Origin of the sequence: Streptomyces sp. NBC_01352, assembly GCF_036237295.1 — a bacterium.
GTDB classification, from domain to species: Bacteria; Actinomycetota; Actinomycetes; order Streptomycetales; family Streptomycetaceae; genus Streptomyces; species Streptomyces plumbiresistens.
The window spans coordinates 4,689,333-4,712,706 of record NZ_CP108354.1 but is presented as its reverse complement, the minus strand read 5'-3'; the positions used below and the strand labels follow the sequence as shown (position 1 = coordinate 4,712,706).

Here is a 23,374-nt window from a genome sequence, read left to right as displayed (position 1 = left end):
CGGCTTCGGCGTTACGACCATGTGGGGGGAAACGTGAGCCGTGTGCTCCGCCATCGACGGGACCGACGTGGCGAGACATAGGCGTCCCAAAGAAGGGCAAGCGGTCTACCGCAACTCGGCCTTCGTGCTGGCCAGCACGGCCACCACGGCCGCGCTGGGCTTCCTGTTCTGGGTCGTCGTGGCGCGCTTCTACACCCCGGCCGAGGTCGGCATCGCCACCTCGCTCATCTCCGCGATGAGCCTGATCTCGTATCTGAGCTTGTTCGGCCTCAACAACACCCTCATACGCTTCCCCGCCGCCTCGGATGCCCGCAACGCCCAGCTGACGCTGGCGCTGTGCGCGGTCGCCGCGGCCGGTGGTCTGCTGGCGCTCGGCTATCTGGCGGGCCTGCCCTGGTACGGCGAGAAACTGCTCTTCGTCCGTGAGAACCCGCTCGCCGTCACGACGTTCGCCGTGCTGTGCGCCTTCGCGGCGCTCAACCAGCTGGCGAAGTCGGTGTTCATGGGGGCTCGCGCCCCCGAGCTCAACGTATGGTCGGACGGGCTGACGCAGGGGGTGGCCAAACTCGCCCTGCCGGCATCCCTGACCGGCTTCGGCATGTACGGGATCGTCGGATCGACCGGGGCCGGATTCGCCGCCGCCGTGCTGTGCGCGCTCTTCCTGATGCGGCGCCGGCTCGGCTTCCGCTTCGACCTGCGCATCGGCGGCACCCGGCTGCGCGAGCAGTTCACCTACTCCCTGGCCAGCTACGTCGCCGGGCTGCTGAACCTGCTGCCGCAGCTGATCCTGCCGCTGATCGTGCTGCACCACCTGGGCGCCGAGGCGACCGGATACTTCTACGTGGCCTTCCAGATCGCGGGCCTGCTCAACGCGATCGCCTTCTCCGTCGGTGAGGCGCTGTTCGCCGAAGGGTCGCACGATCCGGCCCAGGTGCCCATGCTGCTGCGTCGCACCGCCGTGATCATCGCCGCCGCCCAGACCCCGGCCGCCGCCGTGATCGCGGGAGGCAGCGGGCTCATCCTGTGGGTGTTCGGGCCCGGCTACTCGGACGCGGCCAAGCCCCTGCTGGTCTCCTTCGCCCTCGGCTCACTGGCGGTCGCGCTCTCGGCCTGGGCGAACTTCGCCCTGAAGATCACCCGTCAGCTGCGCCAGCTCGTCGTCAACAACGCCGTCTTCGCCGTGGTGACGGTCTCGTTGGCGCTGCTGTGGGCGCCGCGCGGCCTGGTCTGGATCGGCTGGGCCTGGGGGCTGGGCAACCTCGCCTCCGGTCTGGTCGCCCTGGTCGCCGTGGTGCGCGGCCGACGCGGACAGACACCCCCGCCCGGAGCCGCCCCGGTGGACTCCACGCTCACGCTCACCCCTGTTGACCGGCCGCACGGCCTCGGCACCCGGACATCGTCATGAAACTGCTGCACGTCATCAACATCGGCCATGAGGCGGGCGGCGCGGAACGCAGTGTCCGCCTCATCCAGCAGGGCATGACCGCCCGCGGCCACCAGATACGCACCGTCGCCACCACTCTCGACTCCGAGGGCCATGAACTCTTCGCGGACGACCTCGTCCCCGCCATCCAGGGCAGCGCACCCCAGCGCTTCCTCGGCTACTTCTGGCACCGGGACGCCCACCGCCGCCTGACGCGGATCATGGACGAGTACCAGCCGGACGTCGTCCATCTGCACACCATCGGCGAGTTCAGTCCCGCGGCCCTCGCGGCGACGGACCGCAGCCCGCAGATCCTCACCCTGCACGGGCCCGAGGACTGGACGCTGGAACTGCTGCGCTGGAACCTGCACTCCGCCACCCGCGGTGAGCGGCTCTCCCTGTCGGACCAGGCCCGCTACCTGTACCTGCGGTTCCTCCAGCGCCCGGCCTACCTCCCGCGGCTGCGCAGGCTCGACCGGGTCCTCGCGCCCAGCGCCTACTTCGCCGAGCTGGTCCGGAGGGACGTCGGCAAGGTCCCCGTCCACGTCCTGCCCAACGGGGTGCCCCGTACGGCACTGCCCCAGCCGGTGAAGGAGAGCGGCAGCCTGCTGTACGTGGGGCGGCTGGAGCGGGTGAAGGGCGTGCACGTCCTGCTGGACGCCTTCCGGCTCCTGCTCGAGTCCCACCCCGACACCACCCTCGACATCGTGGGCGACGGCGCCGACCGGGCCGCGCTGGAGACCTCCGTGGCCGACCTCACGGCCGCCGGACGGGTGCGCTTCCGGGGCTGGGTCTCGCCCGACGCCGTGAGCGAGGCGCTGGCCGCCTCCTCGGTTGTGGTCATCCCGTCGGTGTGGCCCGAGAACTTCCCCACCGTCGCCCTGGAAGCCCTGCAGATCGGCCGGCCGCTGGTGGCGTCCCGGGTGGGCGGGCTGCCGGAACTCGTCGGCGAGGACAACGGGGCGCTCGTCCCCGCGGGCGACGCCCCGGCCCTGGCCGAGGCCCTGCGCCCGCTCGTGAGCGACCTGGAGCGGCTGCGCCGGCTCGGTGACGGCTCCGCAGCCCGAGCCGCCCGCTACGACGTCGAGAGCTTCCTCGATGCGTTGGAGAACCATTACAGAGAGGCCATCAGCCGGTGAACGTCGTCATCGACAACGCCAAGCGTCGCCTGCGCTCCGTCGTACCCGCCCCGCAGGGGCCGCGGGGTGAGCGCACGGTGGCCGTGGTGACGTCGTACTACCCCCCGAAGATCGGCGGCGTCGAGAACTACGCGGCCCGCATCGCCGAGGCCGTCGCCGCCGAGCCGGGGATGCGGGCGGTCGTGCTGACCACCAACACCGAGGGCCGGCGCACCCGGGTGAGCGTCGAGAACGGCGTGAAGGTGGTGCGGCTGGGCCCCTGGCTGAAGCTGTCGAACAGCCCGATCAACCCGCTGTGGCCGTTCCAGGTCCGCCGCCGGCTGCGCAAGGAGCGCGTCGACGTGGTCAACGCGCACGCGCCGGTGCCCGGCCTCGCGGACATCGCGGTGTTCGCGGCGAAGCGCCGGCCCACCGTGCTGACGTACCACGCGGGCACCATGCACAAGCAGGACGCCGAGGGCGGCCTGGCGAACCGGATCATCGCCGTCTACGAGCGCTCCGTCCTGCCCCGGCTGATGGCCCGGGCCACGGTTCCCGTCGCCGTGGCCCCCGGGTCCATGGCGTACGGCCGTCCGCGCGCCCAGGAGATTCCGCCCGGCGTCGACACCGAGCGCTGGGTCCCCGGCCCGCCGCCCTCCGAGCGGCCGCCGGTCGTCGTCTACGTCGGCCGGATGGACAGCACCTCCCGCTGGAAGGGCGTCGACCAGCTGATCCGCGCCTTCGCGCTGCTCACCGACCTGCCCGAGGCGCGGCTGAAGCTGATCGGCGGCGGCGACGACGTGGAGAACCTGCTGAAGCTCGCCGCCGAGCTGGGTGTCGCCGACCGCGTGATCGCGGTGGGTGAGCTGCGTGGCCAGGAACTGGTGGACGCCGTACGGCACGCGCGGGCCGGGGTGCTGTCCTCGGTGAGCGACTCCGAGTGCTTCGGCACCGCTCTCGCCGAGGCCCAGGCGTGCGGTACCCCGGCCGTCGGGACGGCTGTCGGCGGGCTGCCCTTCACGGTGGCCGACGGCGAGACCGGTCTCATCGTGCCGCCGCGCGACCCCGAGGCGCTCGCGGCGGCGCTGCGCACCCTGCTCACCGACGACGAACTGGCCGACCGTATGGGCCGGGCCGGACGCCGCCGGGTGGTCGAGAAGTACGACTGGCCGTTGCTGACGAAGCGGTACAACGAGCTGTTCCGCTCGCTGTGACAGCTTCGGCGTGACAGCTTCGATGTGACAGCAGAGGGGGGCGGGACCTGAGTCCCGCCCCCCTTTCAAGCCTCGTTCTTACGCCTCTTCTTCTTACGCCTCTTCGTAGGCCGCCACGAGCGCCTCCGCATGCGCGTCCCACGAGAACGCGGTCCGCGCGTACCGCTCCGAGTACTTGGCCATCTCGGTGCGCAGCGAGGCGTCCGCGGCCAGCCGCGACAGCTCCGCGGCGACCGCCTCCGGGTTCCGCTCGGCGAACACGAACCGGTCCGTGTCGAGGCCGTACGGCGCATAGCCGGCGTCGGGGGTGGTCACCACCGGCAGACCCGCCGCCATCGCCTCCTGCACCGACAGCGGGAAACCCTCCGCCACCGACGGCAGCACGAACATGTCGCAGGCCCGGTAGAGACGGGCCAGCCGCTCGGGCGGCAGCGCACCGACGTAGTGCACGCCCTGTCCGCCGTTCAGTTCGGAGGCGTCACCACCGCCGGCGAGGACGAGGTCGAAGCCGGTGCCGCGCTCCTGAGCCGCGACGGCGACGTCGTACCCCTTCTTCGGGACGAGCCGCCCCGCGAACAGCGCCAGCGGCCGGTCGAGCGGGAGCCCGAACTCGCCCCGTATCTCGCGTCGTTCGATGGCGTCCTGGCAGGGCCGGTACAGCTCGGTGTCCACGCCGTTGGGCAGATGCCGCATCCGCTCCGGCGACGCGCCGTGGCCGCGGACGAACTCGGCGACGCGGGCGTTGAGGGTGAACACGGTGCGCGCGCCCCGCCAGATCCGTGCCCCCGCCAGCCGGTACACGGCCCGCTGCACCGTAGTGACCAGCGCCGAGGGATGGTCGACCAGTTCCACGTGCTGGGTGACGAGCCAGGGGCGGCGCGCCCGCCGGGCCGCGCGGGCCGCCGACCACGAGGTCAGATAGAAGGTGTCGTGGATGTGCACGACGTCCGCCCACCGTGCCCAGCGCCGCATCTGCCGCGGCAGCCCCGGCCCGAACAAGGGGAAGGGCACGCCGAAACGGGACTCCAGCCCGTTCCAGGCCCGCACCCGCACGACCCGGACCCCGTCCTCCCCGACCGTCTCGGCCGCCCGTTCGCCCGAGGTCACCACGGTGACCTCCAGCCCGAGAGCGGCCAGCCGGCGCGCCTCGGCCTGGACGACCCGCTCGATCCCGCCCATGTGCGGTGGATAGAAGTGGCAGACGAGCAGCACCCGTCGCACGGAACCGGTCACCTCAGCACCACCGAACCGCCGTTGTTGTACACCAGGTCCTTCTTCTTCTCCACGAGCGCCCGTGGGAACTCGTACGTGATCCGGTCGCCCCGATAGAAGATGGACACCCGTCCGGTCTTCGCGGGCGTCGTGCCCAGCAGCAGGTACGCCTCCCTGTCCAGCCACACCGGAGTGCCGATGTCGGCGGCGTCCGACGCCATGTACGGCTTCAGCCGGGTGTACGAGAAGCTGTCCATCTGGATGGGTGTCGCGTCCTTGCGCGCCCGCTTCCAGGCGTCGAGCCAGAGCGCGGCCTGCACTTCCTGCGCCTGCGTGTAGTAGATGTCGTAGTAGTCGCCGCCGTTGGACAGCTGGATCTGCGCCGGGTAGCCGCCGAGCAGCTTCGGCATGACGCCCACGAGGTTCAGCAGCAGGCAGAACGTCAGGACCGCGCTGAAGACCTCCCTGCGGCGTGCCCAGCGCAGCACCCACAGGGTGCCGGCGGCCAGGAACGGGGCGAAGAAGAACAGCCCCTGCTGGAACGCCCGCAGTACGCCGTAGTCCACGGACAGCTGCGGTACGAGGGTGAACAGCGCGACCGTGCTCAGGGCGGCACAGGCCATGGTCGTCTGGTCCCGGACGGCGCGGAACGCCGAGACGCGCGCCCTGAGCACCACCCAGATGCCGAGCAGGGTCATCAACTGGAAGAAGTAGGCGACCGCGCCCCGCACCGCGCCGTTCAACGACGGCACCGGAATGCCCACGGCGTCCAGGATCCGGCCGAGCGGGGTGAGCGGCATGTCCGCGGTGGACACGGCCCTCCAGTCGATGCCGTCGAGTTCCTTCTGTGTCAGCAGCAGGTCCGCGCGCTCCTTCGAGGAGTCGGCCTCCGACTCCTTCACGAACTGATCCAGGCGCTGCTGCGGCGACAGCTGCTCGCCCCCGAACAGGCTGTAGCCGGTGTCGGAGGAACCGGCCTGGCCCTTCTTGGGTGACACCAGATCGGAGACCGCCTGCGCCACCGTCGTGTGCAACTGGCCGCCGGTGTGGGTGACCGGACCCGCCCAGACCAGCGCGGCCACCGCCGGCACGAGCACCATCCACCACTGAAGGAAGCTCAGCATGCGGTCCTCGCGCCGCTTGCGGCGGAACCGGTCCCGGCCCCGACGCGACACCAGCCGCCACACCTTGTCGTAACCGAGCGCGAGTGTCAGCGTGCCGATCACCACGTACGCGGTCGAGTAGTGCGAGAGGACCACGCCGACCATCAGCACCACGAACAGCACCCGCCGGGCCGTCCGCGGGCCCCGGCTGTCGGTGAGCACCACGATCGCGCTGCCCAGCAGGACGAAGGCGATCGCCTGCCGGCCGAGGAACACCATGTCCGTCAGGAAGGTCGGGAAGGCGACGAAGAAGACCGCCGCGAGCAGCGCCACGGAGCGCGGGGCCACGTTCCGCACGGAGCGGAACAGCATGACCGGGGTGAGGGCGAACAGCGCCGGGATGATCGCCTTGAAGATGTAGATGTCGTCGATGCCGGTCAGCTGACGGATGCTCACCGGAAGCAGGGTGATGCTCAGACAGGCGTTGTAGGCGTGCCGGTACGTCGACACGTCCCAGTACTCGCCGCCCAGCGCCATCCGGTAGAACAGGTACTCGGTCTGGACGTCGTGCCCGGTGATGAACCAGCCGCGCAGCGAGGCGAGGAACAGCAGCGCGAGCGCCGCCATGTACAGCCCCGTCTCCAGGGCGGTCACGTGGTACTTGCGTCGCCTGACGGTCAGCAACAACAGCAGCAGGCCGCCCAGCACACTCGCGACGATGCTGACCGTCCCGCCGTATCCGTTGTTCAGGCGGATCGTTCCGGCGACCGCGCACAGCACGGTGACGGCCCCCGCGGCGGTCGCCATGCCGAGGCCGGGGGTGGCGCGGGCGAGCGCCCACAGCCGCGTCGGCCCGGTGCGCTCGTACGGCGCGTACCGCCGACGGCACCACCACAGGACGCCGATGCCCAGCACGGTGGCCGCGGTCAGGTACCCGCGCGTCAGCGGCCGGTCCACGCCCACCAGCGGCAGCACCGTGTTGACCAGCAGTGCCAGCAGCATGTCCCCGATGACGACCAGGCCGACGGAGACCAGCGTGCGGCCGCTGCCCGTCGGCACGATCCGCCCGGCGAGCGGACGCCACAGTTGCAGCGGGGCGCCGAAGAGCAGATACAGCCCGGCCGCGAGACGTACCAGCGATGGCGTGACGGGCATGAGCACCGCGAGGGTGCAGAGCGCGGAGGCGATCAGCACCGCGCCGTCCGGCACCTCGAAGCGCTTGCTCTTCCGGCGGCTGGCGGTCCGCGTGCCGGTCGCCGTGTCGGTCTCTCTCCGGTCCTCTCCGCGGTGCTTCACGGTGGTCAACGCAAGGGTTTCGTCCGTCTCGAGCGTCATGCCAACGCCTCGGTGTAGACCTGCTCGACGCGCTCGGCGACCCGGGACCACGACAGTCCCGCCGCGGTGCGGGCGCTGCGCTCGGCCAGGCTCCGCCACAGCTCCGCGTCGGCGGCCAGCTCGTCGATCCGCCGGGCCAGCGCGGCCGGGTCGGGCGCCGCGAGCAGCCCGGTGCCGTCGACCAGTTCACGGTTGCCGGGCACATCGGTGGCTATGACGGGAAGCCCCGAAGCCATCGCCTCCAGCAGCACGAGCGGCATCCCCTCCTTGTCGGAGGGCAGCACGAAGGCATCGCTGTCCGCGTACGCCTTCACCAGGTCGTCCCCGTACAGCGCCCCCACGAACTCGACGTTCCGCAGCCCGAGCCGGGCCGCCTGCGCCACGAGCGGCTCGCGCAGTTCGCCGTCGCCGACGATCCGCAGCCGTACGTCCTCCTGGACCTGGGCCATCGCGTCCAGCAGCCGGGCCACGTTCTTCTGGATCTGCAGACGTCCGACGAAGAGCAGGCGCAGCGGCCGGGCCGGAGCGGGCCGGGGCGGCAGGAAGTACGCGTCCGACACGCCGTTCGGCACGATGTGCAGCCGCTGCCGGGACACCCCGTACCGCTCGACCAGGAACTCCGCCATCTCCTCGGTGAGCGCGACCACCGCGACGGCCCGGCGCAGCACCCGGCCCAGGAAGTGCTGCTTGTACCAGGGCAGCAGCCGCCCCAGCGGGCCGCTGGCGTCCACGTCGAGATGGAAGTGGGCGACATACGGAACATGCCGCAGCGCCGCGACCGCGGAGACGAGTTCGGGGACCAGGGCGTGCGCGATGTGCAGATGTACGACGTCCCCGGGCCGCGCCTTGGCGAGTTGGACGGGCAGCAGCGCCGAGATGGCGGTGTTGGCCACCTCGATCGCGGGCAGCCGGTGCACGTGCACGCCGTCCTCGACGCTGTGCCGCGGCAGGCCTGACGTCCGCAGTCCCGTGGTCACCACATGCACTTCGTGCCGGTGCGCCAGCTCCTGGGACAGCTGCGCCACCACCCGCTCGAGCCCGCCGAGGGCCGGCGGGTAGTAGGGGGTGACCTGAATGACTCTGCGCCCCATGAGGCCCGCCTCTGTCTCCGCGCTCATCCGGTGGCCTCCAGATGACCGATCAGGTACTCGGACCGGCCCGCCACCGAGACGCGCAGCGCGTCGGCGTCCTCGCCCTTGGGCAGGTCCACGTCCACCTTCACCACGCTCGCCTTACCGTCGACGGCACGCACGGTGGCCCACCCGGTGGCCAGGCGCTCACCGTCCCGGTCCGCCTCGGCCTTCAGCACGAACGTGTCCGCCCCGGGCCGGGGCGCGCCCTCTTCCCGCTCCTTCGCCGACGGCCCCGTGGACCGCACGCCGCCGTGTGGAGTGAAGGCGACCTGGGCTTCGACCCGGTCGCCCACATAGGACGGCAACTCGATGAAGTACAGCTCCAGATAAGGGCGGTCCTGGCGGGTGAAGGACTTCGTCAGTTCCGTGCGGACCGCCGGTGTGGACCAGGCGACGACCACCGCGGCGACCACCGCGACGGCCACCAGGACACGCCGGATCACAGGGCCGCGCCCGCCGACCGTCTCGTCTGCGCTACCGCGTTGCCCGTCGCGCGTTGTCTCAGTCCGCATTGTGGCCTTTCAGCAGCCCAGCTCGTCACACGCCATGGTGCCCTGTCCACACCATCTTCTGCGGCGCGTCGGCGGGCGCCGCCTGCCGCTGCGCCGGCATCAGCGGTGGCGGGACGGGCCGGGTGGAACGGTCGCGCCACTGGGACCGGGTGTCCGTGCGCAGCGCGTTGTCCTTGAGCCGGTGGCGGAACAGCTGGGCCAGATTGGACACCCCGTCGGAGACGGCGTTGAGCTTCACCTCGCCGCCGCGCGGCCGGTACTCGATCGGTACCTCCAGGCAGCGGAAGCCTTCCCGGACGGCGGCGTTCTTGATCTCCTGGGAGAAGCCCATGCCGTCGGACGTGACCTTGAGGGACTCCCAGATGTAGCGACGGAACACCCACATCCCGCTCTGGGAGTCGCGCATCTGGCTCTTGAACAGCTTGCGGCTGATCAGACTCAGGGCGTGATTGGCCACGGTGTGCGAGGGCTTCATGGCCTCGCGGTTCTCCCGGCCGAGTCTGTTGGTGTTGAGGAACTCGACCTGCTTCTCGTCGACGATGCTCAGCAGTCTGGGCAGGTCGTCGAACGGGTAGGTGCAGTCGGCGTCGCCGGTGGCGATCACCTCGCCGCGCGCGGCGGCGATGCCGGCCTTGTAGGCGTTGCCGTAGCCGCGTAACGGCTGGTGGACCACCCGCGCTCCGTAGGAGGCGGCGATCTCGGCCGTCCCGTCCGTGGAGCCGTTGTCGGCGATGACCACCTCGACTCCCCAGCCCTGCTGGGTGAGTTCCTCGAGCGGGATCGTCGCGAAGACGTGCGGCAGGTTCTCGGCTTCGTTCAGGGCAGGTATGACGATGGACAACGTGGACACAGTGGGCTCCCCCCCAACTGGTGATGCACACAAGCGCTCGGGAATCAAGACCGGCGCCTGTGTTCCCACAGTCCCCGCCGAACCCCCCCGACAGCGGGTCTTACTTTAAGCTCACAAAACTTTTAATCACACTTTCGCCGCAGGATTGTGATCTGGAACCCCTCGTCCCACGGGGGTGCTCGGGTGTACGCAACCTCTGCGTTACCGGACGTTAATCTTGTGGCGAGACGGGCGGGGACTGTGACCACTACAAGACGCTCTGTGCTCCGATCCGCAGCGGGGGCCGGAGGCCTCGCTCTGGCCGTCACGGCCGCGAGCACGAGTACCGCCGAGGCGGCCACGACCGGAGTTTCGTGGTTGAACGTTCGTGACCACGGAGCAGTTGGCGACGGCGCCACCGACGACTCCGGCGCCATCCAGGACGCGATCGATGCCGCCAGTGACGCGGGCGGGGGCACGGTCTATCTGCCTCCGGGGAACTACGCCTGCTCCAGCTCACTGACCCCCAGGTCGAACGTCACGCTCTCCGGAGACGCCGGATCCGCTCTTCACCACACTGCCGTCAGCGCCATCATCTACGGGTCCGCCGTGGCCTTCACCGACTTCGCCGTCGAAGGCCTCACCTTCCTCGGCCCCGTCGACGAGTCACCCGCCACGCCGAAGCGCGGACGCACCGCCTCCGGCCCCGGCGCGCAGACCGCCGTCTTCCTCACCGGCGATCTCGACACCACAGGCAGCGGCCAGGCGCGGCTCACGAACTTCACCATGCGCGACTGCGCCGTACGGAACATGACCGCGCTGCCCATCAGAATCGGCGGGGTCCGGGGCAAGGTCTCGGTGACCGGCTGCGAGTTCACCAACAACCAGGACGCCGGATTCCTCTTCTGCGAGGAAGTGATCTTCCAGGGCAATCACGTCCGCCAGTCCGCGGACAACGGGGTGTCCCTCTCCCGGGGCAACGGCAAGATCAGTTGTGTCGGCAACACCTTCGAGAACTGCGCCTTCAACGGCATCTGGGTCGCCGGATTCCTCACCGACAAAGGCCCGGCCAACTTCACGGTCACAGGCAACGTCGTCCGCGATGTCGGCCACAACGGCATCTACGTCGACTACGCCTCCAAGTACGGCGCGATCACGGGCAACGAGATCGACTGCGGACTCTTCCGGGGCCCCTCCGACAGACCGAGCGACGTGAACGGAGCCGGGATCTACCTCGGTGGATTTCCGATCACGGACCGGGGCAACCCCACCGACCGGGCGGAGGGCATCACCGTCGTCGGCAACCACATCCGCAGGGCCGCCCGCGCCGGCGTCTATCTGAACGGCGTCAGACACGTCCAGGTGACCGGCAATCAGATCAGTGACGTCGGCACCGCACACCTCGCGGACGGTACGACCGTCATCGAGAGCGGCGATCTCACGCAGAACATCGGAATCCTCATGGAGAACCCGGTGACCTCCGCCGATGTCACCGTCGCCCTGAACTCGGTGGTCGACACAAGAGCGACCCCGTACACGAACCAAGGTCTGGTTCCCCAGAGCGCCTCGGCGGTCAACGCCCATCTCAACACGGTGACCGGCACGCGGCAGGCCGGCAATCCGCTGGAGACCGGTCCCACCCGCACATGGCAGGCCGCGCACCACTTCAACGGTGACATCCGGTTGAACGCCCACGTCATCGGCGGAGGAACCGCCGTGACCGTCGCCGCGGGGGCGCAGTCGGCATCCGCGGCCGCCGGGAGCAACGGGGCCAAGGACAACGCCGGCGTCATCAACACCACGGCCGCCGCCTCTCCCGCGGCGGGGACCATCGCCCGCGTCACCTATGCCACGGCCTACGGCGCCATTCCCAAGGTCGTCCTCACCGCGCGCAACGCGGCCGCCGCCGCGGTCGGCCTGTACGTGACCTCGGAGAGTGTCGCCGGATTCTCCGTCGCCACCGCGATGGTCCCCGGCGCCGGTGCGGCTCTCTCCTTCGCCTACCACGTCATGGGCTGACAACCGCGGTCGGTGCGGGAACCTGTCCCCATATCGGCGCGTTGGAGCATCATGGAGGCATTCGACCTCTCAGGGGGTACTCCGTGTCGCAACCGTCATGGCAGCCGTGGCAGGACAAGGACGAGTCGTCGTCGCCGTCAGGACTGAGTGGCAGTGCCGGCGGTGGTAGTGGTGCTCCGCAGCTGTGGCAGGGCGGAGGTGTGCAGCAGTCCTGGCAGCCCTACAGCGCCCCGTCCATGCTCGCCTCCCACGCCGACCGCGAGCGCGCCGTCGACGTGCTCAGGGCCGGGTACGGCGAGGGGCGGCTGGAGAAGGTCGAGTTCGACAAGCGGGTGGGGCGGGCGTACGCGGCGCGTACGGTGGGGGAGCTGGCTCTGCTGGTCGCCGACCTGCCCCAGGGCCCCGTACCGCACCCCGCGCCCGTCACGGCCGTACCGCGGACGTTTCTGCCCGCGCCGCAGCCGCGGACCAACGGGAAAGCCGTGGGGGCCGCCGTGTGCGGGCTGCTGTGTGTGCCGACCTTCGGGTTCACCGGGATTCCGGCGGTGATCCTCGGGCACGCGGCGCGTTCGGAGATGCGGTCCACGGGGGAGGGCGGCGAAGGGCTGGCCCTGACCGGGCTGGTCCTCGGCTGGCTGTACACCGGGGGCTGGGCGCTCGTCCTGACGCTGTTGCTCTTGGCGGGCCTCGCGTCCGGATGAGGCTTGACACGTCCGCCCGCAGGTGGGGGCGAGGCCTAGTTGTTTTGACCGCAGCCTATGAGGTAGGTACGCTCAGACCTTGTGCCTGGGGTGTGCCCTGGCTCCCGTGCGTGCCTTCAACCGCACATAGGGAGCCGTCACTGGCCACCGTAATCTGCGCTCTTTCTGCCTCGCGGCGGGGGTCTGCAGCATTCGACACACCCGACCGCGTGGGTCGGCGACGTTCCAGGTTAGCTTCACCATTCGGCACACAGAAACCGGAGAAGTAGTGCCTACGATCCAGCAGCTGGTCCGGAAGGGCCGGCAGGACAAGGTCGAGAAGAACAAGACGCCCGCACTCGAGGGTTCGCCCCAGCGTCGTGGCGTCTGCACGCGTGTGTTCACGACCACCCCGAAGAAGCCGAACTCGGCCCTGCGTAAGGTCGCGCGTGTGCGTCTGACCAGCGGGATCGAGGTCACGGCTTACATTCCGGGTGAGGGACACAACCTGCAGGAGCACTCCATCGTGCTCGTGCGCGGCGGCCGTGTGAAGGACCTGCCGGGTGTTCGCTACAAGATCATCCGTGGCTCGCTCGACACCCAGGGTGTCAAGAACCGCAAGCAGGCCCGCAGCCGCTACGGCGCCAAGAAGGAGAAGTAGAAAATGCCTCGTAAGGGCCCCGCCCCGAAGCGCCCGGTCATCATCGACCCGGTCTACGGTTCTCCTCTTGTCACGTCGCTGATCAACAAGGTGCTGCTCAACGGCAAGCGCTCCACCGCCGAGCGCATCGTCTACGGCGCCATGGAGGGTCTGCGTGAGAAGACGGGCAACGACCCGATCATCACGCTGAAGCGCGCGCTGGAGAACATCAAGCCGACCCTCGAGGTCAAGTCCCGCCGTGTCGGTGGTGCGACGTACCAGGTTCCGATCGAGGTCAAGCCCGGTCGCGCCAACACGCTCGCGCTGCGCTGGCTGGTCGGTTACTCCCGCGCCCGTCGCGAGAAGACCATGACCGAGCGTCTGCTCAACGAGCTTCTCGACGCCTCCAACGGCCTCGGTGCCGCTGTGAAGAAGCGCGAGGACACCCACAAGATGGCCGAGTCCAACAAGGCCTTCGCGCACTACCGCTGGTAGTCGCTACCCACATCGAGACCGAGAGAAGACGAAAGCCTTATGGCTACCACTTCACTTGACCTGGCCAAGGTCCGCAACATCGGGATCATGGCTCACATCGACGCGGGCAAGACGACCACCACCGAGCGGATCCTCTTCTACACCGGCGTCAGCTACAAGATCGGTGAAGTTCACGACGGCGCTGCCACCATGGACTGGATGGAGCAGGAGCAGGAGCGTGGCATCACGATCACCTCTGCTGCCACCACCTGTCACTGGCCGCTCGAGGACAACGACTACACGATCAACATCATCGACACCCCGGGGCACGTCGACTTCACGGTCGAGGTGGAGCGCTCGCTGCGCGTCCTCGACGGTGCCGTCACGGTGTTCGACGGTGTCGCCGGTGTCGAGCCGCAGTCCGAGACGGTGTGGCGTCAGGCCGACCGTTACGGCGTGCCCCGCATCTGCTTCGTGAACAAGCTGGACCGTACCGGCGCCGAGTTCCACCGCTGTGTGGACATGATCTCGGACCGCCTGGGCGCCCAGCCGCTCGTCATGCAGCTTCCGATCGGTGCCGAGGCCGACTTCAAGGGCGTCGTGGACCTGGTCCGCATGAAGGCGCTCGTGTGGTCCGCCGAGGCCGCCAAGGGCGAGATGTACGACGTCGTCGACATCCCGGCCACGCACACCGAGGCTGCCGAGGAGTACCGCGGCAAGCTGATCGAGGGCGTCGCCGAGAACGACGAAGAGATCATGGAGCTGTACCTGGAGGGCGTCGAGCCCACCGAGGAGCAGCTGTACGCCGCGATCCGTCGCATCACCATCGCGTCCGGCAAGTCCAACGACATCACGGTCACCCCGGTGTTCTGTGGCACCGCGTTCAAGAACAAGGGCGTCCAGCCCCTGCTCGACGCGGTCGTGCGCTACCTGCCGACCCCGCTCGACGTCGAGGCCATCGAGGGCCACGACGTGAAGGACCCCGAGCTGGTCGTCAAGCGCAAGCCGTCCGAGGACGAGCCGCTGTCCGCGCTCGCGTTCAAGATCATGAGCGACCCGCACCTGGGCAAGCTCACCTTCGTCCGGGTCTACTCGGGCCGCCTGGAGACTGGCACCGCCGTGCTGAACTCCGTCAAGGGCAAGAAGGAGCGCATCGGCAAGATCTACCGCATGCACGCGAACAAGCGTGAAGAGATCGCGGCGGTGGGCGCCGGCGACATCGTCGCCGTGATGGGTCTGAAGCAGACCACGACCGGTGAGACGCTCTGTGACGACAAGAACCCGGTGATCCTGGAGTCCATGGACTTCCCGGCGCCGGTCATCCAGGTCGCCATCGAGCCGAAGTCCAAGGGTGACCAGGAGAAGCTGGGTGTAGCCATCCAGCGTCTCGCGGAGGAGGACCCCTCCTTCCAGGTTCACACCAACGAGGAGACCGGCCAGACCATCATCGGCGGCATGGGCGAACTGCACCTCGAGGTGCTGGTCGACCGTATGCGCCGTGAGTTCAAGGTCGAGGCCAACGTTGGTAAGCCGCAGGTCGCGTACCGTGAGACGATCCGCAAGGCCGTCGAGCGTGTGGACTACACCCACAAGAAGCAGACCGGTGGCACCGGCCAGTTCGCCAAGGTGCAGATCGCGATCGAGCCGCTCGAGGGTGGCGACACCTCGTACGAGTTCGTGAACAAGGTGACCGGTGGCCGTATCCCGAAGGAGTACATCCCTTCGGTGGACGCCGGTGCGCAGGAGGCCATGCAGTTCGGCATCCTCGCCGGGTACGAGATGACGGGCGTTCGCGTCACGCTTCTCGACGGTGCCTACCACGAGGTCGACTCCTCCGAGCTCGCGTTCAAGATCGCCGGTTCGCAGGCCTTCAAGGAGGCCGCCCGCAAGGCCAGCCCCGTGCTGCTCGAGCCCATGATGGCCGTCGAGGTCACCACGCCCGAGGACTACATGGGTGAGGTCATCGGCGACATCAACTCCCGCCGTGGCCAGATCCAGGCCATGGAGGAGCGTGCCGGTGCCCGCGTCGTGAAGGGCCTCGTGCCCCTCTCGGAGATGTTCGGCTACGTCGGAGACCTCCGCAGCAAGACCTCGGGTCGCGCAAGCTACTCGATGCAGTTCGACTCCTACGCCGAGGTTCCGCGGAACGTCGCCGAGGAGATCATCGCGAAGGCCAAGGGCGAGTAACGCACCCCGTTCCCACGCTTTAGGCTTGACACCGACCGCCGGGGCTCACCCGGCAAGGGAAAACCCCGGCGGGCGGCATCCCAGCAAAGATCACCCTGGCGCCGATGAGCAAGGCGTACCAGAACCACTCCACAGGAGGACCCAGTGGCGAAGGCGAAGTTCGAGCGGACTAAGCCGCACGTCAACATCGGCACCATCGGTCACATCGACCACGGTAAGACGACCCTCACGGCCGCCATTACCAAGGTGCTGCACGACGCGTACCCGGACCTGAACGAGGCCTCGGCCTTCGACCAGATCGACAAGGCTCCTGAGGAGCGCCAGCGCGGTATCACCATCTCCATCGCGCACGTCGAGTACCAGACCGAGACGCGTCACTACGCCCACGTCGACTGCCCCGGTCACGCGGACTACATCAAGAACATGATCACGGGTGCGGCGCAGATGGACGGCGCCATCCTCGTGGTCGCCGCCACCGACGGTCCGATGCCGCAGACCAAGGAGCACGTGCTCCTGGCCCGCCAGGTCGGCGTGCCGTACATCGTCGTCGCCCTGAACAAGGCCGACATGGTGGACGACGAGGAGATCCTGGAGCTCGTCGAGCTCGAGGTCCGTGAGCTCCTCTCCGAGTACGAGTTCCCGGGCGACGACCTGCCGGTCGTCAAGGTCTCGGCGCTCAAGGCGCTCGAGGGCGACAAGGAGTGGGGCCAGTCGGTCCTGGACCTGATGGCCGCCGTCGACGAGGCGATCCCGACCCCCGAGCGTGACGTCGACAAGCCGTTCCTCATGCCCGTCGAGGACGTCTTCACGATCACCGGTCGCGGTACGGTCGTCACCGGCCGTATCGAGCGTGGTGTCCTGAAGGTCAACGAGACCGTTGACATCATCGGCATCAAGCAGGACAAGACCACCACCACGGTCACCGGCATCGAGATGTTCCGCAAGCTGCTCGACGAGGGCCAGGCCGGTGAGAACGTCGGTCTGCTGCTTCGTGGCATCAAGCGCGAGGACGTCGAGCGCGGCCAGGTCATCATCAAGCCGGGCTCGGTCACCCCGCACACCGAGTTCGAGGCGCAGGCCTACATCCTGTCCAAGGACGAGGGTGGCCGCCACACGCCGTTCTTCAACAACTACCGTCCGCAGTTCTACTTCCGTACGACGGACGTGACCGGCGTCGTGACCCTCCCCGAGGGCACCGAGATGGTCATGCCGGGTGACAACACCGAGATGAAGGTGGAGCTCATCCAGCCCGTCGCCATGGAAGAGGGCCTGAAGTTCGCCATCCGTGAGGGTGGCCGGACGGTCGGCGCCGGCCAGGTCACCAAGATCAACAAGTAAGCTTGTCGATCTGACCTGGTAGCTCCAGCGCGAGCACCTGAAGGGGCCCGTACGACTTCGGTCGTGCGGGCCTCTTCGCTGTCTGCGGGGGCCTTCAGGAGGCTTCCGGCACCGGTTGCGGGCCGAGCGCCAGGCAGACGAGGACGGTCGCCCGGACGATGACGCCGCCGAGCAGCGCTGCCAGGAAACCGTCGACATGGACGCCGTAGTCCATCCGCGAGCCGAGCCAGGAGACGAGGAGCCAGATCAGCGTGTCCTGGAGGACGCCGAGCGCGCCGAGGGCCAGCAGGGCGATCGGGGCAGCGCTTCGGACGGTGCCGGGATAGGTGTGGATCAGCTGGTTCACGATCAGGAACACGGCGACCGGGAGGAGCAGCTCCAGGGGCGGCGAGTCGAGGACCAGTGAGATGCCGGGGAGCAGGGCGGTGGCGAGGGCTGCTCCGAGGGCGGTGCCGACCACGCGTCTTCGCTTGTACATGGGCGTGATCATGAGGTCGGGCCGGGGAGTATGACAAGGGCGCCAAGTGAAGTATTGCCGAACGTTGCCGGACGCCTCGGAGAGCTTTCGGGCAACTCCGCCTTGCGGTGGCACGGAATGTTCCTGTCTGTTCGCTGTGGGGTGCTTGGGGCGGTCGTAGCGTGAGCGGCGGCCGGGAGCCGCCCGGACCGGGATTCCCTCGTGAGGACGGACTGACAGGTGCCGATGCGTGGTGCGGACGGCAGAACGACGATCCCGACGCGGGTGGCGGGCTTCGGCGCCGGCCTGCAGCAGCCGCTGCCCCCGCTCGTCACGCCCGGAGGGCGGCCGCCGCGGCCCGCCGGAGCGGGCCGTAGGGCCGTCGTACGGGAGCGGGTGGGCCGCCGGCTGTACGCCATCGACGGCATCCGGCTGCTTGCCGCCCTGATGGTCGCCGTGCACCACTTCGCCGGCACCAACCGCGCCGACCAGCCCGGCAACGTGATCTGGGACCGGCCGGTCTCCGAGATCATGCCCACGGTGTTCCGCCTCGCCTCCTACGGCTGGATCGGCGTCGAGATCTTCTTCGTGATCAGCGGCTTCGTGATCTGCATGTCCTGCTGGGGGCGCACACCGCGGCAGTTCTTCGTGTCACGGGTGATCCGGCTGTACCCGGCGTACTGGTTCGCGGTGCTGTTCACCACGGGCGTGCTGATGGCCGTACCGGGGGTGTGGGAGCGGCTGCGGCTGCGCGAGGTCCTGCTCAACCTCACGATGCTGCAGTCCGGTTCGGGCGTGGCCAACGTCGACGGCGTGTACTGGACGCTCTGGTCCGAGCTGCGCTTCTACCTGCTGTTCCTGCTGGTGGTCGCCACCGGGCTGACGTACCGCAAGGTCGTGGTCTTCTGCTGCGTGTGGGGTGCGGCGGCGATGCTCGCACCGGTGTCCGAGTTCCCCCTGCTGGAACTGGTCGCCAACCCGGAGGGCGCCTGGTACTTCATCGCCGGGCTCGCGCTCTACCTCATGCACCGCTTCGGCCAGGACCTGCTGCTGTGGGGCATCCTCGCCATGGCGTGGCTGATGGGCCAGCTGGAGCTCGGGCACCGGATCGACGAGGTCGAGCACGTGTCCGGGTGGCGGGGAAGTGTCCTGATCTTCACGGTCTTCCTGCTGGCCATGGTGGCCATCGCCCTCGGCGCGACGGACCGGGTGCGGTGGAAGTGGCTGGTGACGGCGGGTGCTCTGACGTATCCGCTCTACCTGATGCACTACGCGGCCGGTACGACGCTGATCAATCGGTTGCGGGACACGATGGATGCGCGGTTGCTGGTCGCCGTGGTGATCGCCGGTTTCCTGGTGCTGAGTTGGCTGGTGCACCGGGCGGTGGAGCGGCCGGTCTCGCGGCTGCTCAAGAGCGGGCTGGACACGTCGTTCGCGCGGCTGCGCAATGCGGGGTCGGGCGCGTGACCGGAGCAACCCGCCCCCGAATAGGCTGACTTCATGGGACTCCTCGACAAGCTGACCGGAACCGAGCACCCCGACGACGGTGTCGCGCCCCGCTCGGCCGAGGAGGTGCGGACCGCCCTGCTCGGCCTCGACCGGCCGGATGCCCCGTACGTCATCCGCGACGGCGCTCCGGAGGGCGCCGACCTGGTGGCGGAGTGGCGGGTGCGGGACCCCGCCTGGGAGAACTTCTTCGTCCGGTCGCAGCTGTCCCGCGCCGTCCGGATCCGGATGCGCCTGGTCCAGGACGGCCATGAGGTGCGCGCCCTCGAAGAGGGGTGGGAGGTCACCCGGGTCGGGAATCCGCCGAGGCTCGCGATCTCGAAGCGGTACACGCGCGGGCCCGACAGGACCGTCTCCCGCCGCTACACCGTCCAGCGCACAGACAGCGGCGGCCTGGAAGCGACGGAGACGTTCCGCTTCGACAGCGGGGAGCTGCGCAACCCCTTGCGGGACGCCGTCCTCGCCTCGGGGTGGACCTGGCGCAGCGTGGTCTTCGGCAGGCTGTAGAGGCCGGCGGGGCCCTGACCGGCCCCTGCTCGCCCCGCTGGTTTGACCTGCGTCACTCCCGGGGTATTGTCTCCGGCTCGATTGGCCAGGCCCCTGCCCCATATGGCAGACTGTCGGAGTTGCTCGGTCGAGTGTTGATGCTGCGCGCCTCCCGCCGGGAGGACCGGAAGCGAGTCCCACAGTACTCGTCGCCCCAACTGCCACATGGCAGCGCTGGGGCGGACGTACGGGAATCTTTCGGGAAGTGTCAGTGCAGCACCGGCCAGGCACCCGGTGGGTCTTCGCCCCCGCTTGCGGTTCCGGAAGGGCCGTGCTTTCCCAGCAGGGAAGTTCCAGAGATGGGACCTCTGTGTCAGTGAGAGCGCGACACACCCGACCGCGTGGGTCGGAGGGGCGAAGTGTTCGGAACACCGGGTTCCAGAGCGTTAAACGAGAGACAGGACTACTAGTAGCCATGGCGGGACAGAAGATCCGCATCCGGCTCAAGGCCTACGACCACGAGGTCATCGATTCCTCGGCGAAGAAGATCGTCGAGACGGTGACGCGTACTGGTGCGTCGGTCGCGGGCCCGGTGCCGCTGCCCACTGAGAAGAACGTGTACTGCGTCATCAAGTCGCCGCACAAGTACAAGGACTCGCGCGAGCACTTCGAGATGCGCACGCACAAGCGCCTGATCGACATCCTCGACCCGACGCCCAAGACCGTTGACTCTCTGATGCGACTCGACCTCCCGGCCGGTGTCGACATCGAGATCAAGCTCTGAGGGCCGGTGATCTGAGAATGGCTAAGCAGATCAAGGGCATCCTGGGCGAGAAGCTCGGCATGACGCAGGTGTGGGACGAGAACAACCGTGTTGTTCCCGTCACCGTCGTCAAGGCCGGCCCCAACGTCGTGACCCAGGTCCGTACGAATGACTCCGACGGCTACGAGTCGGTCCAGATCGCCTTCGGCGAGATCGACCCTCGCAAGGTGAACAAGCCCCTCAAGGGTCACTTCGCCAAGGCCGACGTCACTCCCCGCCGCCACCTCGTCGAGATCCGTACCGCTGACGCCAGCGAGTACACCCTCGGCCAGGAGATCACCGCCGAGGTGTTCGAGGCCGGCATCAAGGTCGACGTGACCGGCAAGAGCAAGGGCAAGGGCTTCGCCGGTGTCATGAAGCGTCACAACTTCAAGGGCCTCGGCGCCGGACACGGCACCCAGCGCAAGCACCGCTCTCCCGGTTCCATCGGTGGCTGCGCCACCCCCGGCCGCGTGTTCAAGGGCCTCCGCATGGCGGGTCGCATGGGCAATGAGCGTGTCACCACCCAGAACCTGACCGTCCACGCCGTTGACGCGGAGAAGGGTCTGCTGCTCATCAAGGGCGCGGTTCCCGGTCCGAACGGCGGCCTCGTCCTGGTCCGCACCGCGGCCAAGGGGGCCTGAGGTAACCGATGAGCACTGTTGACATCCTTTCGCCTGCAGGCGAGAAGACCGGAAGCGTCGAGCTCCCCGCGGAGATCTTCGGCGTGGAGAAGATCAGCATTCCGCTGATCCACCAGGTCGTCGTCGCGCAGAACGCCGCTGCCCGTCAGGGCACGCACAAGACCAAGCGTCGCGGTGAAGTCCGTGGTGGCGGCAAGAAGCCGTACCGCCAGAAGGGCACCGGCCGCGCCCGTCAGGGCTCGACCCGCGCGCCGCAGTTCGCAGGCGGTGGCGTCGTCCACGGCCCGCAGCCGCGTGACTACTCGCAGCGGACCCCGAAGAAGATGAAGGCTGCCGCTCTGCGTCACGCCCTCACCGACCGGGCCCGCCACAACCGCATCCACGTGGTCTCCGGCCTCATCGAGGGTGAGAACCCGTCGACGAAGGCCGCTCGGACGCTGTTCGGCAAGATCTCGGAGCGCAAGAACCTGCTCCTGGTCATCGACCGCGCCGACGAGGCCGCGTGGCTCTCCGCCCGCAACCTGCCCCAGGTCCACATCCTGGAGCCGGGCCAGCTGAACACGTACGACGTGATCGTCTCCGACGACGTGGTCTTCACCCAGGCCGCTTTCGAGTCCTTCGTGTCCGGCCCGCAGGCCACCGACACCGAAGGGAGCGAGGCCTGATGGCTACGCGTCACCCGAGCATCGCCTCGAAGGCCGCCAAGGCCAAGAAGGTCGCGCGCGTCGCCAAGGCGCGCCGCCACGAGGCCGAAGGCAAGAACACCGTCGTCACCCCGGTGAGCAAGTCGTTCACGGACCACCGTGACATCCTGCTCAAGCCGGTCGTGTCCGAGAAGAGCTACGCGCTTCTCGACGAGGGCAAGTACACGTTCATCGTCGCCCCGGGCGCCAACAAGACCCAGATCAAGCAGGCCGTCCAGGCGGTCTTCTCGGTCAAGGTCACCGGGGTCAACACGATCAACCGCCAGGGCAAGCGCAAGCGCACCAAGACCGGCTTCGGTCAGCGTGCCGGCTCCAAGCGCGCGATTGTGACCCTCGCTGAGGGCGACCGTATCGACATCTTCGGCGGTCCGACCGCCTGACGGCGGTCCGGATCGTCCGATATCGGACGAGGACTGAGAAATGGGAATCCGCAAGTACAAGCCGACTACGCCGGGCCGTCGTGGCTCCAGCGTCGCCGACTTCGTCGAGGTCACGCGGTCCACGCCGGAGAAGTCGCTGGTTCGCCCGCTGCACAGCAAGGGCGGCCGTAACAATTCCGGTCGTGTGACCGTTCGCCACCAGGGTGGCGGACACAAGCGCGCCTACCGAGTGATCGACTTCCGTCGTCACGACAAGGACGGCGTGCCGGCGAAGGTCGCGCACATCGAGTACGACCCCAACCGCACCGCGCGCATCGCGCTGCTGCACTACGCGGACGGCGAGAAGCGCTACATCCTCGCCCCCCGCAACCTGCAGCAGGGTGACCGCGTCGAGAACGGTCCCGGGGCCGACATCAAGCCGGGCAACAACCTGGCGCTCCGCAACATCCCGGTCGGTACCACGATCCACGCGATCGAGATCCGTCCCGGTGGCGGCGCCAAGTTCGCCCGCTCCGCAGGCGCCTCGGTGCAGCTGCTGGCGAAGGAGGGCACGATGGCCCACCTTCGTATGCCCTCCGGTGAGATCCGCCTGGTCGACCAGCGCTGCCGCGCCACGGTCGGCGAGGTCGGCAACGCCGAGCAGAGCAACATCAACTGGGGCAAGGCCGGCCGCAAGCGCTGGCTGGGCGTCCGCCCGACCGTTCGTGGTGTGGCGATGAACCCGGTTGACCACCCCCACGGTGGTGGTGAGGGCAAGACCTCCGGTGGTCGCCACCCGGTCAGCCCCTGGGGTCAGAAGGAAGGTCGTACTCGTTCGCCGAAGAAGGCTTCGAACAAGTACATCGTCCGCCGCCGCAAGACGAACAAGAAGCGCTAGGAGCGGGTTTAGATGCCGCGCAGTCTCAAGAAGGGGCCCTTCGTCGACGACCACCTGATCAAGAAGGTGGACGTACAGAACGAGGCAGGCACCAAGAACGTCATCAAGACCTGGTCCCGTCGCTCGATGATCGTCCCGGCCATGCTGGGCCACACGATCGCGGTGCACAACGGCAAGACCCACATTCCGGTGTTTGTCACCGAGTCGATGGTCGGCCACAAGCTCGGCGAGTTCTCGCCGACGCGCACCTTCCGGGGTCACGTCAAGGACGACCGGAAGTCGAAGCGCCGCTAACGCGGGG

Annotated in this window: 23 protein-coding genes; 17 read left to right on the top strand and 6 right to left on the bottom strand. The window is 68.6% G+C overall.

What is annotated here, in order from left to right:
• The first annotated feature begins 40 nt into the window (after nucleotides 1-40).
• Genes OG252_RS21735 through OG252_RS21725 form a run of 3 tightly spaced genes read left to right on the top strand, consistent with a single transcriptional unit; the run spans nucleotide 41 to nucleotide 3,755 of the window.
• Nucleotides 41-1,405 (top strand): lipopolysaccharide biosynthesis protein, encoded by a 1,365-nt coding sequence (locus OG252_RS21735; protein ID WP_266435067.1) that lies wholly within the window; start codon nucleotides 41-43, stop codon nucleotides 1,403-1,405.
• Nucleotides 1,402-2,562: a glycosyltransferase family 4 protein gene (locus OG252_RS21730; RefSeq protein WP_266435065.1), complete on the top strand. Its 1,161-nt coding sequence runs from the start codon at nucleotides 1,402-1,404 to the stop codon at nucleotides 2,560-2,562. Before OG252_RS21735 ends, OG252_RS21730 begins: the two co-directional genes overlap by 4 nt.
• Nucleotides 2,559-3,755, top strand: a complete 1,197-nt coding sequence (locus tag OG252_RS21725) for a glycosyltransferase family 4 protein (protein WP_329338049.1) — start codon at nucleotides 2,559-2,561, stop codon at nucleotides 3,753-3,755. Before OG252_RS21730 ends, OG252_RS21725 begins: the two co-directional genes overlap by 4 nt.
• 93 nt (nucleotides 3,756-3,848) lie before the next feature.
• Here the strand turns inward: OG252_RS21725 and OG252_RS21720 are convergent, their stop codons facing one another.
• From OG252_RS21720 to OG252_RS21700, 5 genes are all read right to left on the bottom strand, one after another.
• Nucleotides 3,849-4,988: a glycosyltransferase family 4 protein gene (locus OG252_RS21720; protein ID WP_266435061.1), complete on the bottom strand. Its 1,140-nt coding sequence runs from the start codon at nucleotides 4,986-4,988 to the stop codon at nucleotides 3,849-3,851.
• Nucleotides 4,985-7,405: a DUF2206 domain-containing protein gene (locus OG252_RS21715; protein WP_329338047.1), complete on the bottom strand. Its 2,421-nt coding sequence runs from the start codon at nucleotides 7,403-7,405 to the stop codon at nucleotides 4,985-4,987. Before OG252_RS21715 ends, OG252_RS21720 begins: the two co-directional genes overlap by 4 nt.
• Entirely contained in the window at nucleotides 7,402-8,523 is a 1,122-nt protein-coding gene (locus tag OG252_RS21710; protein WP_329338045.1) for a glycosyltransferase family 4 protein, read from the bottom strand. The genes OG252_RS21715 and OG252_RS21710 overlap by 4 nt, the downstream gene beginning before the upstream one ends.
• On the bottom strand, nucleotides 8,520-8,981 hold the full coding sequence (locus tag OG252_RS21705) for a hypothetical protein (protein ID WP_266435055.1): 462 nt from the start codon (nucleotides 8,979-8,981) through the stop codon (nucleotides 8,520-8,522). Before OG252_RS21705 ends, OG252_RS21710 begins: the two co-directional genes overlap by 4 nt.
• Before the next feature lie 94 nt (nucleotides 8,982-9,075).
• Nucleotides 9,076-9,900 carry a glycosyltransferase family 2 protein gene (locus OG252_RS21700; protein WP_266435053.1) on the bottom strand — a complete coding sequence of 275 codons (825 nt, stop codon included), beginning with the start codon at nucleotides 9,898-9,900 and terminating at the stop codon, nucleotides 9,076-9,078.
• A gap of 357 nt (nucleotides 9,901-10,257) precedes the next feature.
• On the opposite strand from OG252_RS21700, the gene OG252_RS21695 reads away from it, so the two are divergent.
• The 6 genes from OG252_RS21695 (at nucleotide 10,258) to tuf (ending at nucleotide 17,217) form a co-directional block, all read left to right on the top strand.
• Complete coding sequence (locus tag OG252_RS21695; RefSeq protein WP_329338041.1) at nucleotides 10,258-11,898, top strand: right-handed parallel beta-helix repeat-containing protein; 1,641 nt, start codon at nucleotides 10,258-10,260, stop codon at nucleotides 11,896-11,898.
• An 83-nt stretch (nucleotides 11,899-11,981) separates the two neighbouring features.
• The gene (locus tag OG252_RS21690; protein ID WP_406494720.1) at nucleotides 11,982-12,599 is read left to right on the top strand and encodes a DUF1707 and DUF4190 domain-containing protein; all 618 of its coding nucleotides are present in this window, start codon (nucleotides 11,982-11,984) and stop codon (nucleotides 12,597-12,599) included.
• 268 nt (nucleotides 12,600-12,867) lie between these two features.
• Entirely contained in the window at nucleotides 12,868-13,239 is a 372-nt protein-coding gene (gene rpsL / locus OG252_RS21685) for a 30S ribosomal protein S12 (protein ID WP_003948652.1), read from the top strand.
• Nucleotides 13,240-13,242: 3 nt separating this feature from the next.
• Nucleotides 13,243-13,713 carry a 30S ribosomal protein S7 gene (gene rpsG, locus OG252_RS21680; protein ID WP_003992340.1) on the top strand — a complete coding sequence of 157 codons (471 nt, stop codon included), beginning with the start codon at nucleotides 13,243-13,245 and terminating at the stop codon, nucleotides 13,711-13,713.
• Between the two features lie 39 nt (nucleotides 13,714-13,752).
• Nucleotides 13,753-15,879 (top strand): elongation factor G, encoded by a 2,127-nt coding sequence (fusA, locus tag OG252_RS21675; protein ID WP_266435050.1) that lies wholly within the window; start codon nucleotides 13,753-13,755, stop codon nucleotides 15,877-15,879.
• A gap of 144 nt (nucleotides 15,880-16,023) precedes the next feature.
• The gene (gene tuf / locus OG252_RS21670; protein ID WP_217237702.1) at nucleotides 16,024-17,217 is read left to right on the top strand and encodes an elongation factor Tu; all 1,194 of its coding nucleotides are present in this window, start codon (nucleotides 16,024-16,026) and stop codon (nucleotides 17,215-17,217) included.
• A 94-nt stretch (nucleotides 17,218-17,311) separates the two neighbouring features.
• On the opposite strand, the gene OG252_RS21665 is transcribed toward tuf, so the two are convergent.
• The gene (locus OG252_RS21665) at nucleotides 17,312-17,695 is read right to left on the bottom strand and encodes a phage holin family protein (RefSeq protein ID WP_266435046.1); all 384 of its coding nucleotides are present in this window, start codon (nucleotides 17,693-17,695) and stop codon (nucleotides 17,312-17,314) included.
• Nucleotides 17,696-17,920: 225 nt separating this feature from the next.
• Between OG252_RS21665 and OG252_RS21660 the strand changes: the two genes are divergently transcribed.
• The 8 genes from OG252_RS21660 (at nucleotide 17,921) to rpsS (ending at nucleotide 23,367) form a co-directional block, all read left to right on the top strand.
• Nucleotides 17,921-19,141 (top strand): acyltransferase family protein, encoded by a 1,221-nt coding sequence (locus OG252_RS21660; RefSeq protein WP_329338038.1) that lies wholly within the window; start codon nucleotides 17,921-17,923, stop codon nucleotides 19,139-19,141.
• Nucleotides 19,142-19,174: 33 nt separating this feature from the next.
• A complete protein-coding gene (locus OG252_RS21655; protein ID WP_329338036.1) occupies nucleotides 19,175-19,687 on the top strand; it encodes a hypothetical protein in 513 nt (170 codons plus the stop codon).
• Nucleotides 19,688-20,141: 454 nt separating this feature from the next.
• Nucleotides 20,142-20,450, top strand: a complete 309-nt coding sequence (gene rpsJ, locus OG252_RS21650; protein WP_003948644.1) for a 30S ribosomal protein S10 — start codon at nucleotides 20,142-20,144, stop codon at nucleotides 20,448-20,450.
• 17 nt (nucleotides 20,451-20,467) lie between these two features.
• Nucleotides 20,468-21,112, top strand: a complete 645-nt coding sequence (rplC, locus tag OG252_RS21645) for a 50S ribosomal protein L3 (RefSeq protein ID WP_053753931.1) — start codon at nucleotides 20,468-20,470, stop codon at nucleotides 21,110-21,112.
• An 8-nt stretch (nucleotides 21,113-21,120) separates the two neighbouring features.
• Nucleotides 21,121-21,777, top strand: coding sequence for a 50S ribosomal protein L4 (gene rplD / locus OG252_RS21640; RefSeq protein ID WP_266435037.1), 657 nt, complete (start codon nucleotides 21,121-21,123; stop codon nucleotides 21,775-21,777).
• Nucleotides 21,777-22,196: a 50S ribosomal protein L23 gene (gene rplW / locus OG252_RS21635; RefSeq protein ID WP_030039756.1), complete on the top strand. Its 420-nt coding sequence runs from the start codon at nucleotides 21,777-21,779 to the stop codon at nucleotides 22,194-22,196. Before rplD ends, rplW begins: the two co-directional genes overlap by 1 nt.
• A gap of 40 nt (nucleotides 22,197-22,236) precedes the next feature.
• On the top strand, nucleotides 22,237-23,073 hold the full coding sequence (gene rplB / locus OG252_RS21630; protein ID WP_097285858.1) for a 50S ribosomal protein L2: 837 nt from the start codon (nucleotides 22,237-22,239) through the stop codon (nucleotides 23,071-23,073).
• 12 nt (nucleotides 23,074-23,085) lie between these two features.
• A complete protein-coding gene (gene rpsS, locus OG252_RS21625) occupies nucleotides 23,086-23,367 on the top strand; it encodes a 30S ribosomal protein S19 (protein ID WP_003948639.1) in 282 nt (93 codons plus the stop codon).
• Nucleotides 23,368-23,374 lie beyond the last annotated feature (7 nt).

Coding starts and splice junctions, on each gene's coding strand:
- OG252_RS21715 (WP_329338047.1), bottom strand. CDS start 7,405: ATGACGCTCGAGACGGACGAAACCCTTGCGTTGACCACCGTGAAGCAC.
- OG252_RS21665 (WP_266435046.1), bottom strand. CDS start 17,695: ATGTACAAGCGAAGACGCGTGGTCGGCACCGCCCTCGGAGCAGCCCTC.
- OG252_RS21655 (WP_329338036.1), top strand. CDS start 19,175: ATGGGACTCCTCGACAAGCTGACCGGAACCGAGCACCCCGACGACGGT.
- OG252_RS21710 (WP_329338045.1), bottom strand. CDS start 8,523: ATGAGCGCGGAGACAGAGGCGGGCCTCATGGGGCGCAGAGTCATTCAG.
- rplC (WP_053753931.1), top strand. CDS start 20,468: ATGGCTAAGCAGATCAAGGGCATCCTGGGCGAGAAGCTCGGCATGACG.
- OG252_RS21730 (WP_266435065.1), top strand. CDS start 1,402: ATGAAACTGCTGCACGTCATCAACATCGGCCATGAGGCGGGCGGCGCG.
- rpsS (WP_003948639.1), top strand. CDS start 23,086: ATGCCGCGCAGTCTCAAGAAGGGGCCCTTCGTCGACGACCACCTGATC.
- rplB (WP_097285858.1), top strand. CDS start 22,237: ATGGGAATCCGCAAGTACAAGCCGACTACGCCGGGCCGTCGTGGCTCC.
- OG252_RS21660 (WP_329338038.1), top strand. CDS start 17,921: ATGCGTGGTGCGGACGGCAGAACGACGATCCCGACGCGGGTGGCGGGC.
- rplW (WP_030039756.1), top strand. CDS start 21,777: ATGGCTACGCGTCACCCGAGCATCGCCTCGAAGGCCGCCAAGGCCAAG.
- rpsJ (WP_003948644.1), top strand. CDS start 20,142: ATGGCGGGACAGAAGATCCGCATCCGGCTCAAGGCCTACGACCACGAG.
- rplD (WP_266435037.1), top strand. CDS start 21,121: ATGAGCACTGTTGACATCCTTTCGCCTGCAGGCGAGAAGACCGGAAGC.
- fusA (WP_266435050.1), top strand. CDS start 13,753: ATGGCTACCACTTCACTTGACCTGGCCAAGGTCCGCAACATCGGGATC.
- rpsG (WP_003992340.1), top strand. CDS start 13,243: ATGCCTCGTAAGGGCCCCGCCCCGAAGCGCCCGGTCATCATCGACCCG.